We start from the raw sequence: 16,937 nt of genomic DNA, 5'->3' as shown, positions 1-16,937 counted from the left end.
GGCTGTGGCGGGGTTTTCCGCCCCACCCCCCCCCCGCCCGCGGGGGGGGGGCGCGGGCCGCGCCGGGCTCCGTCGCGACCGGCTCCGGTGCGGCTTCGAGGACCGCGTGCGCGTTGGTGCCGCTCATGCCGAACGACGACACGGCGGCCCGGCGCGGGCGGCCGGTTTCGGGCCAGGGCCGGTTTTCGGTCAGCAGCGAGACGTTCCCGGCCGACCAGTCCACATGGGACGACGGCGTGCCCGCGTGCAGCGTGGCCGGGAGGACGCCGTGGCGCAGGGACAGCACCATCTTGATCACCCCGGCGACGCCGGAGGCGGCCTGGCTGTGCCCGATGTTGGACTTCACCGAGCCGAGCCACAGGGGGTTCTCCCGGTCCCGGCCGTAGGTGGCCAGCAGGGCCTGGGCCTCGATCGGGTCGCCGAGGGTGGTGCCGGTGCCGTGGGCCTCCACGGCGTCGACGTCGTCGAAGGTCAGCCGGGCGTTGGCCACGGCCTGGCGGATGACCTGCTGCTGCGCGGGACCGTTGGGCGCGGTGAGGCCGTTGGAGGCGCCGTCCTGGTTGACCGCCGAGCCGCGGATCACGGCGAGCACCTCGTGGCCGTTCCGCCGGGCGTCGGCGAGCCGTTCGACCAGCAGGACGCCGGCGCCTTCGGCCATGCCCATGCCGTCGGCGCCGTCGGAGAACGCCTTGCAGCGGCCGTCGGCGGCGAGCGCGCGCTGGCGGCTGAAGGCGACGAACGACGCCGGGGTCGACATCAGCGCCACCCCGCCGGCCAGCGCCATCGTGCACTCGCCGGTGCGCAGCGACTGGCAGGCCAGGTGCAGCGCGACCAGGGACGACGAGCACGCGGTGTCGACCGTGACGGCCGGGCCGGTGAGCCCGAAGGTGTAGGAGATCCGGCCGGAGACGACGCTGGCCGCGCCGCCCGTGAGCAGGTGCCCGGCCGAGCTGTCCGGCGCGGCGAGCCCGATGCCGTAGTCGGCGTAGTTGGTGCCGACGAACACGCCGGTGGCGCTGCCCCGCAGGCTTTCCGGGTCGACGCCGGCGCGTTCCATCGCCTCCCACGACGTCTCCAGCAGCAGCCGCTGCTGCGGGTCCATGGTCAGCGCTTCGCGCGGCGAGATGCCGAAGAAGCCCGGGTCGAAGTCGCCCGCGTCGTGCAGGAAGCCGCCGTGGCGGGTGTAGCTGGTGCCGTCGTGGTCCGGGTCGGGGTCGAACAGCGCCTCGACGTCCCAGCCGCGGTCGGCCGGGAACCCGGTGATCGCGTCGCCGCCGGCGGTGATCAGGTCCCAGAGGTCCTCGGGGCTCCGGATGCCGCCGGGGTAGCGGCAGCTCATCGCGACGATGGCGATCGGCTCGTCGTCGGCGACCGCGACGACGGTCTCGGTCACCTTCGCCGTCGCGTCGAGCAGGAACCCGGTGATGCGCTCGGCCGTCGGGTGGTCGAAGGCGAGGGTCGCGGGGAGGCTGCGGCCGGTTTCCGCGGCGAGGCGGTTGCGCAGCTCGACGGCGGTGAGCGAGTCGAAGCCGAGTTCGCGCAGGGCGACGTCCGGGGCGACGGCGTCCGGGCCGTCGTGGCCGAGCACCGCCGCCGCGGTCGCGCGGACCAGCCCGAGCACGGCCCGCGGGCGGTCGGCGGGGGCGACGTCGGCCAGCCACCCCGGCTTGACCTGCGGCTTTTCCACCGTCAGCGCGCGGCGGACCTCGGGCAGCTCGTCGAGCAGCGGGCGCGGCCGCAGGGCGGTGAACACCGGCGCGAACCGGGCCCAGTCGACGTCGGCGACGGCGAGGAACGTCTCGTCGTCGGCGAGCACCTGGCGGAGGCCCGCGAAGGCGAGGTCGGGGTCGAGGAACGGCAGGCCCTGGCGCAGCAGGCGGCTCGCGTCGAAGTCCTGGTTCGCCTTTTCCGGGTTGGCGGCGTTCCAGACGCCCCAGGCGAGCGAGGTGGCCCGCAGGCCGCGGGCGCGCCGACGCTGGGCGAGGGCGTCGAGGTGGGCGTTGGCCGCGGCGTAGGCGGCGTGGTCGCCGCTGCCCCAGACCCCGGCGATGGAGGAGAACAGGACGAACGCGTCGAGGTCGTGGTCGAAGACGGCGTCGAGGTTTTCGGCGCCGAGCACCTTGGCGCGCGCGACGGTGGCGAACTCGGCGACGTCGGTGGTGTCGATGGAGGCCAGTTCGATGAGCGCGGCGGCGTGGATGACGGCGTTGAAGTCGTGCGCCTGCGCGAGCGCTTCGACCTCGGCCCGGTCGGCGACGTCGCAGGTGGCGAAGGTGACACCCGGGTCGTCGGAGGCGTGGCCGCCGCGACGGCTGGCCAGGACGACGTGCTCGGCACCGGCGTTGCGCAGCCAGCGGGCGATCCGCGGGCCGAGGGCGCCGGTGCCGCCGGTGACCAGGACGGTACCGCGGACCGACCACGAGCCGGGCGCGGTCCGCGGCGGCTGGGCGTGGACGAGACGGCGGACGAGGACGCCGGAGGCGCGGATGGCCAGCTGGTCCTCGTCGCCGGGGGTGGCCAGGATGGCGGTGAGCCGCTCCAGGGCCCGGGCGTCGGGCTCGGCGGGCAGGTCGATCAGGCCACCCCAGCGGTCCGGGTGTTCCAGGCCGATCACGCGGCCGAGCCCCCAGACCTGGGCTTGCGCGGGCGACGGCGAGTCCGTGTGGACGGCGCCGGACGTCAGCAGCCACAGCGGCGCGTCGATCCCCGCGTCGCCGAGGGCCTGGGCGAGCAGGAGCGTTCCGGCGACCCCCGACGGCAGCTCGGGGAACTCCGGGTGCGGCCGTTCGTCGAAGGCCAGCAGCGACACCACGCCCGCGATGCCCGGCCCCGCTTCGCGCAGCCGTGCGGCCAGGCTTTCGCGGTCTCCGGTCACCGTCAGGACTTCGGCGCCGAGAACGTCCACAAGAGACGGTTCCGGGCCGGGGGCGACCACGGCGAGCCAGCGTCCGGACCGCGTGCCCACCGGTTCCGGTGCCGGCCGCCAGCGGATGTCGTACCGCCAGGAGCCCGCCGGATCGCCGACCGGGGAGCGGCCGGATTTGAGCCAGTAGTGCCGCTGCTGGAACGCATACGTGGGCAGATCGACCCGCGTGGCCCCGGCGATGTACGGCGTCCAGTCGACCTTCACGCCGTGTACGTGCGCTTCGGCCACCGACAGCGCGAAGCGATCCAAGCCGCCTTCGTCGCGGCGCAACGAGCCGAGCGCGACGACGTCCTCGCCGATCGCCATGGTCAGCACCGGGTGCGGGGACGCCTCCACGAACGTCCCGAACCCCTCGCCCTTCAGCCGCTCGACCGCGAGGTCCAGGCGGACTGTGCTGCGCAGGTTCGTGTACCAGTACTCCGCGTCCAGCTCCGTACCGTCGATCCACTCGCCGGTGACGGTCGAGAAGAACCCGGTCCCGGCCGTCCGCGGGGTGATCGGGGCCAGGACGTCGAGGAGTTCGTCGCGCAACTGCTCGACCTGCACCGAGTGGGACGCGTAGTCCACCGGGATCCGCCGGGTGCGCACCTCGGCGCAGGCGGCCGTGAATTCGTCGAGCGCGCCGGGCTCGCCGGAGACGACGGTCGCCCCGGGCCCGTTCACCGCGGCGATGCCGATCCGGTCGCCCCAGGGTGCGGTGAGCTCTTCGGTCCGGCTCCGGGACGCCGCGACGGAGACCATGCCGCCAGCACCCGCCAACGCGAGGATGGCCTTGCTGCGCAGCGCAACGACCCGGGCACCGTCCTCGAGCGACAGTGCACCCGACACCACCGCGGCCGCGATCTCGCCTTGGGAGTGGCCGATCACGGCGTCCGGACGCACGCCGTGGGCGGCCCACAGCTCGGCCAGGGACACCATCATCGCGAACAGCGCGGGCTGCACGACGTCGACGCGGTCCAGTTCGGGTTCGTCGAGCAGCGAGAAGCCGGTGTACGGCTCGAGCGCCCGCGCGCATTCGGTGAACCGGGCCGCGAACACTTCCGAGGTGGCCAGGAGTCCGGTCGCCATCCCGGTCCACTGGGCCCCCTGGCCGGGGAAGACCATGGCGACCTTGCCGCCGCGGGCGACCCCCGAGACGACGTGCGGCGCGGGTGTGCCGTCGGCGATCGCGCGAACCCCGGCCAGCAGCCGCTCCCGGTCCGCGCCGACCACGACGGCCCGGTGCGCGAACGTCGACCGGGACGTCGCCAGCGAGAAGGCGATGTCCACCGGGTCGCCGTCCACAAGAGACAGCCGGGCAGCCTGCTCGCGAAGCGCCTCGGGCGTTTTGGCCGACAGCACCCACGGCACCACCCCGCCGGGACCCTCCGAGGAAGCAGGCGGTTCCGCAGCCTCTTCGAGGATGATGTGCGCGTTGGTGCCCGAGATGCCGAAGGACGACACCGCACCCCGCCGCGGACGGTCGGCCGTCCAGTCCCGTCCTTCCCGGAGCAGTTCCACCGCACCGGCGGTCCAGTCGATCTTCGCCGACGGCGTGTCCGCGTGCAGGGTCGGCGGCATCCGGCGGTGCCGCAGCGCCTGCACGAGCTTGATGACGCCGCTGACCCCCGCCGCGGCCTGCGTGTGCCCGATGTTCGACTTCACCGAACCCAGCCACAGCGGCGTTTCCCGCGCCTGGCCGTAAGTCGCCAGCAGCGCCTGCGCCTCGATCGGGTCACCCAGGGCCGTGCCGGTGCCGTGCGCCTCGACCAGGTCGACGTCCACAGTGGACAAGCGGGCGTCGGCGAGTGCGTCCCGGATGACCCGCTGCTGGGACGGGCCGTTCGGCGCCGAGAGGCCGCTGCTGGCGCCGTCCTGGTTGACCGCCGAACCACGGACCACCGCCAGGACCGGGTGGCCGAGGCGCTGCGCGTCGGCCAGCCGCTCGACCAGCAGCATCCCGGCGCCCTCGCCCCAGCCCGTGCCGTCGGCGCCGTCGGCGAACGCCTTGCACCGGCCGTTGCCGGACAGCCCGCCCTGGCGGCTCATCTCGGTGAACATGTCCGGGTTGACCATCACCGCCGCGCCGCCGGCCAGCGCGAGATCGGACTCCCCGCGCCGCAGCGAGTGGACCGCCAGGTGAAGCGCCACCAGCGACGACGAACACGCCGTGTCGACGGTGACCGAAGGGCCTTCCAGGCCGAGGGTGTAGGAGATCCGGCCGGACAGGACGCTGGTGGCGGTGCCGGTCATCAGGTGCCCGGCGACCGCCTCGGCCTCCTCCCCCGCGCCGGTGCCGTAGCCCTGGGAGGCCGCGCCGACGAACACCGCCGTGCGGCTGCCGCGCAGGGTCTCCGGCACGATCCCGCCGCGTTCGAGCGCCTCCCACGACGTCTCGAGCAGCAGCCGCTGCTGCGGGTCCATCGCCAGTGCTTCGCGCGGGGAGATGCCGAAGAAGGCCGCGTCGAACCGGCCCGCGTCGTGGACGAAGCCGCCTTCGGCGACGAAGCCGGCGTCGTGGGCGTCGGGCCAGCCGCGGTCGGCGGGAAACCCGGACATCCCGTCGCCGCCGGAATCGACGAGCCGCCAGAGGTCTTCGGGCGAGCGGACGCCGCCGGGGAACCGGCAGGCCATCCCGACGATCGCCACCGGGGCGGACGCGGCGTCCTCGACCTCCTGGACGCGTTTGCGGGCGCGCCGGAGGTCCGCGGTCACCTTCTTCAGGTACTCCCGGAGCTTCGCGTCGTTGTCCATCAGGCCCCATCCCGTCGCGTGCCGTCCATTCAGGACAGTCCGAGTTCGTTGTCGATCAGGTCGAAGATTTCGTCGTCGGTGGCGGCGTCGAGTTCGGCGTCCGCGTCCTCGGCCCCGCTCCGGCGGCGCGCGAGCAGGGTTTCCAGCCGCGCGGTCACGTTTCTGGAAACGCTGTCCCCGGCGGCTTCGAGCAGCCGTTCCAGCCGGTCCAGTTCCGCCAGCACCGCCGCGTCCGCGTCGACGGCGGCGGGTGCGAGCCCGGCCAGCAGGTGCGCGGCCAGGTCGGCGGGCGACGGGTGGTCGAAGATCAGCGTGGCCGGCAGCCGCAGGCCGCTCTCGGCGGTGAGCCGGTTGCGCAGCTCGACCGCGGTGAGCGAGTCGAAGCCCAGGTCGAGGAACCCGCGGCCGCCGTCGACGTCGGCCGCCGAACCGTGGCCCAGCACGGTGGCGACGTGCCCGCGCACGACGTCGAGGAGGAACTCGCCGCGCTCGGTCTCGGGCACGGCCGCGAGCCGCTCGGCCAGCGGCGGACCCGACGGATCACCCGATGCAACCGAAGCGGTCCGCCGGGCCGGCGCCCGGACCAGCGACGCGAACAGTGGCGGCAGCCCGGCCTGCGCGCCGAGCGCGGCCGCGTCGAGCTGCAGCGGCAGCAGCGCCGGTTCCGGCCGGGCCGCCGCGACGTCGAACAGGTCGAGCCCGCGCTCGGCGGTGAACGGGACGAACGCCGACTTCGTCAGCTTCGCGAGATCGGCCTCGCGGAGCATCCCTTCGGTGGCCCAGGGGCCCCAGCCCAGCGACCCGGCCGGCAGCCCCCGGGCCGCGCGGTACTGTGCGAGGGCGTCGAGGAACGCGTTGGCCGCGGCGTAGTTGCCCTGGCCGGGGCTGCCGAGGGTGGCCGCCGCCGAGGAGAACAGGACGAACGCCGACAGGCCCCGGTCGCGGGTGAGTTCGTGCAGGTTGAGGGCCGCGTCGACCTTCGGCCGCAGCACCGCGTTCAGCCGTTCGGGCGTCAGCGACGCGACGACGCCGTCGTCGAGGACGCCCGCCGCGTGCACCACGCCGGTGAGCGCCGGGATCGCGGCGAGCACCGCCGCGAGCTCGCGGCGGTCGGCGGCGTCGGCGGCCACGATCCGTACGTTCGCCCCCAGCTCCCGCAGGCTCTCGGTCAGCTCGGCCGCGCCGGGGGCGGCCGGCCCGCGGCGGCTCAGCAGCACCAGGTCGCGGACGCCGTGCCCGGTGACCAGCCGCCGGGCGACCAGACCGCCCAGCGCACCGGTGCCGCCGGTGACGAGCACCGTGCCGTCGCCGAACGACGGCGGCATGGTGAGCACGACCTTGCCGACGTGCTTGGCCTGGCTGACGAACCGGAACGCCTCGGGCGCGCGCCGGACGTCCCAGGTCCGCACCGGCAGCGGCGTCAGCGCGCCCGCTTCGAACAGCGCGAGGACCTCGCCGAACAGCTCCCGGATGCGGTCCGGGCCGGCTTCGACGAGGTCGAACGCCTGGTACCGGACACCCGGGTGGGCGGCGGCGACGGCATCCGCGTCCCGCACGTCGGCCTTGCCCATCTCGAGGAACCGCCCGCCGCGCGGCATCAGCGCGAAGGAGGCGTCGACGAATTCGTTGGTCAGCGCGTTGAGCACGACGTCGACCCCCCGGCCGCCACTGGCTTCGCGGAACAGCTCCGCGAACCCGGTCGTGCGCGACGAAGCCAGGTGCGCGTCGTCGAGGCCGGAGGCGCGCAGGACGTCCCACTTGCCGGGGCTGGCGGTGGCGTAGACCTCGGCGCCGAGGTGGCGGGCCAGCTGGATCGCGGCCATCCCGACGCCGCCGGCGCCCGCGTGCACCAGCACCGACTCCCCGGCCCGCAGTCCGGCCAGATCGACGAGGCCGTAGTAGGCGGTGAGGAACACGATGGGGACCGACGCGGCTTCGCTGAACGACCAGCCGTCCGGGATCTTCGCCAGCATCCGCTGGTCGGCGACCGAGCGCGGGCCGAAGGCGCCGGGGAAGAAGCCCATCACCTGGTCGCCGGGGGCGAGCCCGGTGACGCCTTCGCCGCATTCGAGGACGACACCGGCGCCTTCGATGCCCATCAGCGGCTCGCCCGGGTACATGCCGAGTCCGATGAGGACGTCGCGGAAGTTCATCCCGGCGGCGCGGATGGCCACCCGGACCGTGCCCGGTTCGAGGGTCTCCGGCAGCGGGTTCGGGACGAGCGCGAGGTTCTGCAGGGTGCCGCGGCCGGTGCTGTCGAGCCGCCAGTCGCCCTCGGCGGGCGGCTGGAGCAGGGTGCCGGACCCGGCGCACACGAGCCGGGCGGCCAGCGCGCGGCCGTCGCGCAACGCGAGCTGCGGTTCGCCGGAGGCGACCGCGCCGAGCAACGCCGCCGAGCGCGGGTCTTCGTCGTCGAGGTCGACCAGGACGAGCCGGCCGGGGTTCTCGAACTGCGCCGACCGCAGCAGGCCCCACACCGGGGCGGCGGTGAGGTCGGGGACGCGGTCGCCGTCGGCCGCACCGACCGCGCCGCGGGTCACCAGCACCAGCCGGGCGGTGGCGAACCGGTCGTCGGCCAGCCACTCCCGGACGAGTTCGAGCGCGAACGCGGCCCGGTCCCGCGGCTGCGCCGAGTGCCGGATCGCGGAGAACACGTACTGCGGTTCCTCGCCGCTCTCTTCGGTGCGGCGGCCCAGTTCGGCCAGGTCCACACAGGACTCGACGGTGCCCGACGAGCCGAGCCCGGCCACCAGGCCGAGCGGGTCCGGGCCGATGACCGCATACCGGCCGCCCGAAGTCTCCGGCACCGGGATCGGCGTCCACTCGACCTGGAACAGCGCGTCCCCGCCGTCCGGGCCGCGCAGCTGATCGGCCGAAACCGGGCGCAGCACCAGCGAAGCGACCGAGGCCACGGGGGCGCCGGTGGTGTCGGCGACGTCGACGGCGACCGCGTCCCCGGCGCCCGGCTGCAACCGGACCCGCAGCGCGGTGGCGCCGGTGGCGTGCAGGGTGACGCCGGTCCAGGCGAACGGCAGCCGCGGGCCGGTCTCGCCGCCGCGGAGGCCGAGGGCGTGCAGGGCGGCGTCGAGCAACGCCGGGTGCAGGCCGAACGCGCCCGCCTGCTGGTCCGGCAGGGCGACTTCGGCGTAGACGTCCTCGCCGAGGCGCCAGGCCGCGCGCAGGCCGCGGAAAGCCGGGCCGTAGCCGAACCCGGACGCGGCGAGCTGGTCGTAGAACCCCGTCATGTCCACGGGTTCCGCACCGGCGGGCGGCCACTCGGCCAGGCCGGCGGGCTCGGCCGTGGACGCCGGCGCGAGGACACCGGCGGCGTGCGCTGTCCACTCGTCGCGGCCGTCCGGTCGCGAGTGGATGGTCAGCTCGCGGCGGCCGTCGTCGTCCGGGTCGCCGACCGACACCTGGATCGCGACGGCGTCCTGCTCGCGCACCACGAGCGGCGCCGAGAGGGTCAGTTCCTCGACCGCCGGGCAGCCGGCCTGGTCGCCCGCCCGGACCGCCAGCTCGACGAAGGCGGTGCCGGGCAGCACGACCGTGCCGAGGACCGCGTGGTCGGCCAGCCACGGCTGCGCGGACAGCGACAACCGTCCGGTGAGGACGATGCCGTCCCCGCCGGCGAGCGGCAGGGCCGCGGCCAGCAGCGGGTGGGCCGCGGCGGTGAGCCCGGCCGCGCCGACGTCCCCGGCGGGCGCCGAAACCTCGGGCCAGTAACGCCGGTGCTGGAAGGCGTACGTCGGCAGCGGCACCCGGCGGGCGCCGGTGAACGCGGCCGCGAGGTCGACCGGGACACCGCGGACCCACAGCCCGGCGACCGCGGCGGCGAACGTGCGTTCCTCCGGCCGGTCGCGGCGCAGCAGCGCCACGGCCACCACGTCCTCGCCGAGGCAGTCGGCGGCCATCGCGCTGAGCACCGCGTCCGGCCCGGCTTCGAGGAACGTCCGCACGCCCAGCCCGGCCAGCGTGGCGACCGCGTCGGCGAACCGCACCGACGCCCGCACCTGACCCACCCAGTAGTCCGGTGTGGACAGTTCGGGACCGGCGAGCCGCCCGGTCACCGTGGACACCACGGCCCGCTCGGCCGGGCGGTAGGTGAGCCGCCGGGCGACCGCGGCGAAGTCGTCGAGCATCGCGTCCATCCGCGGCGAGTGGAACGCGTGGCTCACCGTGAGCCGCTTGGTCCGCACGCCCGCCGCGGCGAACCCGGCGGCCAGCTCCAGCACGGCGTCCTCGTCGCCGGAGACGACGACCGAACCGGGCCCGTTGACGGCCGCGATGCCCACCCGGCCGCCGGTCTTGGCCACCTCGGCGGCCACGGCTTCTTCGCCGGCCCGCAGCGAAACCATCGCCCCGCCGTCGGGCAGCGCATCCATCAGGCGGCCGCGGGCGGCGACCAGTTCGGCCGCGTCGGCCAGGGACAGCACGCCGGCGACGTGCGCGGCGACCAGCTCGCCGATCGAGTGGCCGGCCAGGTGGTCCGGCCGCACGCCCCAGCTCTCGGCCAGCCGGAACAGGGCCAGCTCCACGGCGAACAGCGCCGTCTGGGTGTAGGCGGTCCGGTCCAGCAGCGCGGCTTCGGGCGTGCCCGCCTCGGCGAACACCAGGTCGCGCAGGGCGTGCTCCAGGTGCGGGTCGAGGTGCGCGCACGCCTCGTCGAAGGCGTCGGCGTACACCGGGAACCGCGCGTAGAGCTCGCGGCCCATCCCGGCGCGCTGGGCGCCCTGCCCGGTGAACAGCACGGCCAGCGGGCCGCTCTCCGCCTCGCCCGAGATCACGTCGGGGGCGGGCGTGCCGTCGGCGAGGGCGGTCAGGCCGGCCCGGAAGTCTTCGGCGGTGGTCCCGAGCACGACCGCGCGGTGGTCCAGCGCGGCCCGGCCGGTGGCCAGCGAGAACCCGACGTCGGCCGGGTTTTCGTCCACTTCGGACAGCCGGGCGGCCTGGGCGCGCAACGCGGCCACCGACCGGCCGGACACCGGCCACGGCACCGGGCCACGGCTCTCGGCAGAGAGCACGACCGGCGTGGGTCCGGCCTGCTCGATGATGGTGTGGGCGTTGGTGCCGGAGATGCCGAAGGAGGAGATGCCGGCCCGGCGCGGCCGGTCGGCCGGCCATTCGCGAGCCTCGGTCAGCAGCCGGACCGCACCCGCGGACCAGTCCACATGGGACGTCGGCGCGTCGACGTGCAGAGACTGCGGTAAAAGCTCGTGCCGCATGGCCATGACCATCTTGATGATCCCGGCGACCCCGGCGGCGGCCTGTGTGTGGCCGATGTTCGACTTCACCGACCCCAGCCACAACGGCGTCTCGCGGTCCTGGCCGTAGGTGGCCAGCACGGCCTGGGCCTCGATCGGATCGCCCAGGGTGGTCCCGGTCCCGTGCGCCTCGACGACGTCCACATCGGACGGTTCCAGACCCGCGTTCGCCAGGGCCGCCCGGATCACCCGCTGCTGCGAGGGGCCGTTCGGCGCGGTCAGGCCGTTCGACGCGCCATCGGAGTTGACCGCGGACCCGCGGACGATCGCCAGGACTTCGTGGCCGTGGCGCCGGGCGTCGGAAAGCCGTTCCAGCAGGAGCAACCCGGCGCCTTCGGCCCAGCCGGTGCCGTCGGCGGCCTCGGCGAACGGCTTGCAGCGGCCGTCGGGGGCGAGCCCGCGCTGCCGGCTGAACTCGACGAACGCACCCGGCGTCGACATCACGGTGACCCCGCCCGCGACGGCCATCGCGGACTCGCCCTGCCGCAGCGACTGGCAGGCCAGGTGCAGCGCGACCAGCGACGACGAGCAGGCGGTGTCGACCGCGACCGACGGCCCTTCGAGGCCGAAGGTGTAGGAGACGCGCCCGGCGATGACGCTGGTGGTGTTACCGGTCAGCAGGTGACCTTCGACGCCGGAGGACGCGCCGAGCATGGTGACGTAGTCCTGGCCGTTGGTCCCGGCGAACACGCCCGTTTTCGTGCCGCGCAGCGAGTGCGGGTCGATCCCGGCCCGCTCGAACAGTTCCCACGACGTCTCCAGCAGCAGCCGCTGCTGCGGATCCATGGCGAGCGCCTCACGCGGCGAGATGCCGAAGAACGCGGCGTCGAACTCGCCCACGCCGTCGAGAAATCCGCCCTCGCGGGTGTAGCTGCGGCCGCTCTTGCCGGGGTCCGGGTCGTAGAGCGCGCCGACGTCCCAGCCGCGGTCGCCGGGGAACGCCGAGATGCCGTCGCCGCCCGCGCCGACCAGGCGCCAGAGGTCCTCCGGGGACCGGACCCCGCCCGGGTAGCGGCAGCTCATCGCGACGATGGCGATCGGGTCGTCGCCGGTGACGGCCACGGTGGGCCGGTCCGGGTCCGCGGTGTCCGCGGTGTCCGCAGTGTCCGCGGTGTCCGCAGTGTCCGCGCCGAAGGCGTCGCCGAGCAGGCGGTCGGTCAGGTCCGCCGGGGTCGGGTGGTCGAACACCAGCGTCGAGGGCAGGCCGAGGCCGGTTTCGGCGGCCAGGGCGTTGCGCAGCTCGACCGCGGTGAGCGAGTCGAAACCCAGGTCTTTGAAGGGCCGGGCCGGGTCGATCGCTTCGGCACCGGCGTGTCCGAGGACCGCCGCGGCGCGGGCGCGCACGACGTCCAGGAGCACGCGACGGCGTTCGGGCGCGGGCAGCGCGGCGAGGCGGTCGGTCAGCTCGGCCGTTCCGCGCTCGCCGGGGCGCTCGCCGGCGTCGAACTCGGGCAGTTCGGCCATGAGCGGCCGGGACCGGGCGGCCGCGTAGGACGGCGCGAACCGGGCCCAGTCGACGTCGGCGACGACGACCGTGGTCTCCCCCAGTTCGACGGCCTGCAGCAGCGCGCGCACGCCGAGACCGGGGTCGAGCGGGAGGAGCCCGCGGCGGCGGAGCAGGTCTTCGCCCTCTTCGGACGCGCCCATCCCAGCGCCCGCCCAGGGGCCCCAGGCGATCGAGGTGGCCGTCTCGCCGCGGGCCCGGCGGCGCTCGGCGAGGGCGTCCAGGTGGGCGTTGGCCGCCGCGTAGGCGCCCTGGTGCCCGCTGCCCCAGACCCCGGCGATCGACGAGAAGAGCACGAACGCTTCGAGGTCGTCGCCGAGCAGTTCGTCGAGGTGGGTGGCACCGTCCACTTTGGCGCCGGCCACCTCTTCGAAGTCCGCTGTGGACGATTCGAGGATCGGGGTGAACCGGCCGAAGCCGGCGGCGTGGAAGACGGCTCTGGTGGAACGTCCCTTGAGGACTTCGGCCAGCGCTGTGCGGTCGGCGACGTCGCAGGCCACGATCTCGGGCTCGGCGCCGAGGGCACGCAGCTGCGCCGCGAGGTCGGCCGCGCCCGGGGTGTCCGGGCCGCGGCGGCTGATCAGCAGCAGGTCCCGGACGCCGCGGGCGGCCAGGGTCCGGGCGAGCGTGCTGCCCAGTGCCCCGGTGCCACCGGTGATGAGGACGGGCCCTTCGGGGCGCCAGGTGCCGGGTTCGGCACCCGCCGGGGCGCGGACGAGCCGGGGCACGAACGCGCCGGACGCCCGCAGGGCCACCTGGTCTTCGCCGGTCCCCGCGGCCAGGAGCGCGGCGAGCCGGTCGTGGCCGCGGTCGTCGAGGGTCGCCGCGAGGTCGAGCAGGCCGATCCCGCGGCCGGTGAGTTCGAGCGCGGCGACCCGGCCGAGGCCCCAGACCTGCGCTTTCGCCGGGTCGGGGGCGGTGTCGGAGCGGCCGGTGCGGACGGCGCCGGCGGTGCCGAGCCAGAGCGGGCCGGGCAGGTCGGCCTGCAGCACGGTGAGGGCTTCGGCCAGGTTCGCCGGGAAGGCGAGCGCCCCGGCGACGTCCGGCACCTCGCCCAGGCGGTCGACGGGCACGCTGACGACGTCCGCACCCCGCTCGGCCAGGCTGTCCGCGAGCCCCGCGGGGGCGGCGCCGACGAGCAGCCAGGTGCCGGTGAGGCGGCCGGTGGGGATCGGGTGGGGCCGCCAGGTGACGCGGTAGCGCCACGATTCGAGCGTGCTCGCCTCGCGGTGGCGGGTGCGCCAGGCCTGGAGCGCGGGCTGGATGGCGTCGGCGAGTTCCGCGTCGACGGCGAGGTCGCGGGCCAGGTCGCCGCGCTCGACGGCGGCCCAGAACCCGGCGTCGGCGGGGTCGGTGGCGGGCTGCGGGCGGGCCGGTTCGAGCCAGTACCGCTGGTGTTCGAAGGGGTACGTCGGCAGTGCGACGGCCCGGCCGGCGGATCCGGCGTAGAGGCTCTCCCAGTCCAGGTCGACGCCGTTGACGTGCAGGCGGGCGAGTGCGGTGAAGAGGGTTCGTGCTTCGTCGCGGTCGCGGCGGAGGGCGGGGATCGCGGTCCCGGGGACCATCGAGCTGAGGACGCCGGCCGGGCCCAGCTCCAGGAAGACCTTGGCGCCCGCGGCTTCGAGCGTGGTGACGCCGTCGGCGAACCGGACGGCTTCCCGGACGTGCCGCACCCAGTAATCCGCGGTGAACGGCTCGGCGAGAGCACCGCTCACATTCGAGATCACCGGTATTTCCGCCGGACGACAGGTCAAGGTTTCCGCCACCGCACGGAACTCGTCCAGCATCGGGTCCATCAGCGGCGAGTGGAACGCGTGACTGACGGTGAGGCGCTTGGTTTTCGGGAACTGCGCCGCGATCGCCAGAACGGCGGCCTCATCACCCGAAATGACCACCGACTCGGGGCTGTTCACCGCCGCGATGGAGACGCCCTCGGTCAGCGTGATCGCCGACTCCGGCGCGGCAATGGACACCATCGCGCCGCCCGCCGGTAGGGCTTGCATCAGTGACGCGCGGGCCGAAACCAGCCGACAAGCGTCCTCAAGGGACAACACCCCAGCCACGTGCGCAGCCGAAATCTCGCCGATCGAATGCCCCGCCACGAAATCCGGGCGCACACCGAACGACTCGACCAGCCGGAACAGCGCCACTTCCACCGCGAACAACGCGGGCTGGGTGAACTCGGTCCGATCCAGGCGCTCGGCGTCGTCGAAGGCCTCGCGGAGTTCGGGGCCGAAATGTGCGCACACCGCGTCGAAAGCTTCGGCGTACACGGGGAATCGCTCGTAGAGCCCGTGGCCCATCCCGGCCCGCTGGGCGCCCTGGCCGGTGAACAGCACCGCCAGCCGGGCGTCGCGGTCGGCGGTGCCGGTCACCACGGCGGCGTCGGAACCACCGTCGGCGAGGACACCCAGAGCACGGTCGATCTCGTCGCCACCCGCGACGAGGACAGCGCGATGGTCGTGCGTCGCGCGCGTGAAAGCCAAGGAGTACGCGAGATCCTGCGGGGCCAGGCCCGTGCCCCGGAGCCGGTCCGCTTGGGCTCGCAACGCCGTGGCGCTCCGGGCCGACAGCGGGACGAGCGGCGGTGTCGCGTCCGGTCCCGCCGCCGGGGCCGCGACCGGTTCGGCCTGTTCGAGGACCACGTGCGCGTTGGTCCCGCTCACCCCGAACGCCGAGACGGCCGCGCGGCGCGGGCCGTCGGACACCCACCCGCGTTCCTCGGTGAGCAGTTCGACGGCACCGGCCGACCAGTCCACTTGGGACGACGGCGTGTCGACGTGCAGCGTCCGCGGAAGGACGCCGTGACGCATGGCGAGCACCATCTTGATCACCCCGGCCACGCCGGAGGCCGACTGCGTGTGCCCGATGTTGGACTTCACCGAGCCGAGCCACAGGGGCCGATCGCGGTCCTGACCGTAGGTGGCGAGCAGAGCCTGCGCCTCGATCGGGTCGCCGAGCCGGGTTCCCGTGCCGTGGGCCTCGACCACGTCGACGTCCGAAGTGGACAGACCGGCGTTGGCCAGCGCGGCGCGGATCACCCGCTGCTGGGACGGGCCGTTCGGCGCGCTGAGCCCGTTGGAGGCACCGTCCTGGTTGACCGCCGAACCGCGGACCACGGCGAGGACTTCGTGCCCGTGCCGGCGGGCGTCCGACAGGCGTTCCAGGAGCACCAGGCCGACACCCTCGCCCCAGCCGGTGCCGTCGGCGGCGTCGGCGAAGGACTTGCAGCGGCCGTCCTCGGCCAGCCCGCGTTGACGGCTGAACTCGACGAACGCCGCCGGGTGCGCCATCACCGTGACACCGCCGGCCAGCGCCATCGAGCACTCGCCCTGCCGCAGCGACTGGCACGCCAGGTGCAGCGCCACCAGCGACGACGAACACGCCGTGTCCACGGTGACGGCCGGGCCCTCCAGGCCGAACGTGTAGGACAGCCGGCCGGAGACGACGGCCGGGGCGCTGCCGGTCAGCAGGTAGCCTTCGGAGCCGCCGGACTCGTCGCGCGCGCCGACGCCGTAGCCGGAGGAGGTCGCGCCGACGAACACACCGGTTCCGCTGCCGCGCAACGACTCCGGGTCGAGACCCGCGCGCTCGAACACCTCCCACGACGTCTCCAGGAGCACGCGTTGCTGGGGGTCCATGGCGAGCGCCTCGCGCGGCGAGATGCCGAAGAAGGCCGCGTCGAACTCCGCCGCCGTGGTCATGAACCCGCCTTCGCGGGTGTAGCTGGTGCCGAGGTTCGCCGGGTCCGGGTCGTACAGCGCGGCCAGGTCCCAGCCACGGTCGGCGGGGAACGGGCCGACGCCGTCACCGCCGTTTGCCAGCAAGCGCCACAGGTCCTCGGGCGAGGACACGTCCCCCGGGTAGCGGCAGCCCATGGCCACGATGGCGATCGGTTCGTCGGAAGGGGCGGCCGTGACCGGGCCCGCGGTGACGGCTTCGGCGCCGGAGACTTCGCGCAGCAGGAGCTCGGCCAGCGCCCGCGGGTGCGGGTGGTCGAAGACGACGGTCGACGGGAGCCGGACGCCGGTCGCGCTGGTCAGCCGGTTGCGCAGTTCGACGGCGGTCAGCGAGTCGAAGCCGAGGTCGCGGAAGGCCCGGTCCGCCGGGACGGCCGCGCCGGAGTCGTGCCCCAGGACGGCGGCGGCCTGCGCGCGCACGAGCTCGAGGACGTGGTGGGCGGCTTCGCGCGGGCCGAGCCCGCGGACGGCTTCGGCGAGTCCGGTGCCGACCTCGGTGACGACCTCCTCGGCGGTCACTTCCGGCAGGTCTTCGATCAGCGGCCGCCGCCGGGCGGCGGTGAACCCGGCGGCGAACCGCGCCCAGTCCATGTCGGCGACGGCGACGAACGTCTCGTCGGCGTCGAGCGCCTGCTGCAGGGCGGCGATCGCGCGTTCGGGGGCCATTTCGCGCAGGCCGCGGCGACGCAGGTGGTCCTTCGCCTCGGCGCTGCCCGCCATGCCGTCGCCCGCCCAGGAGCCCCAGGCCACGGCCGTCGCCGTCCGGCCGG

Annotated in this window: 2 protein-coding genes (1 of these 2 only partly in view); both read right to left on the bottom strand. The window is 74.8% G+C overall.

The annotated features are described in order from the left end of the window. Positions 1 to 5,659 (bottom strand): type I polyketide synthase (locus tag ABZW17_RS39960; protein ID WP_354826102.1); only part of this gene is annotated, 5,659 nt, incomplete at its 3' end. Between the two features lie 29 nt (positions 5,660 to 5,688). Beyond that, positions 5,689 to 16,937, bottom strand: the 3' portion of a protein-coding gene (locus ABZW17_RS39955; protein WP_354826099.1) for a type I polyketide synthase. It continues 4,123 nt past the right edge of the window; the window shows 11,249 of its 15,372 coding nt (coding positions 4,124-15,372); its start codon lies off the right edge, out of view; the stop codon is at positions 5,689 to 5,691.

Origin of the sequence: Amycolatopsis sp. NPDC004625 (assembly GCF_040609695.1) — a bacterium.
In the GTDB taxonomy this organism is placed as follows: domain Bacteria; phylum Actinomycetota; class Actinomycetes; order Mycobacteriales; family Pseudonocardiaceae; genus Amycolatopsis.
Note: the sequence above shows the minus strand (reverse complement) of the source record. Positions and strands in the feature narration are given on the sequence as shown.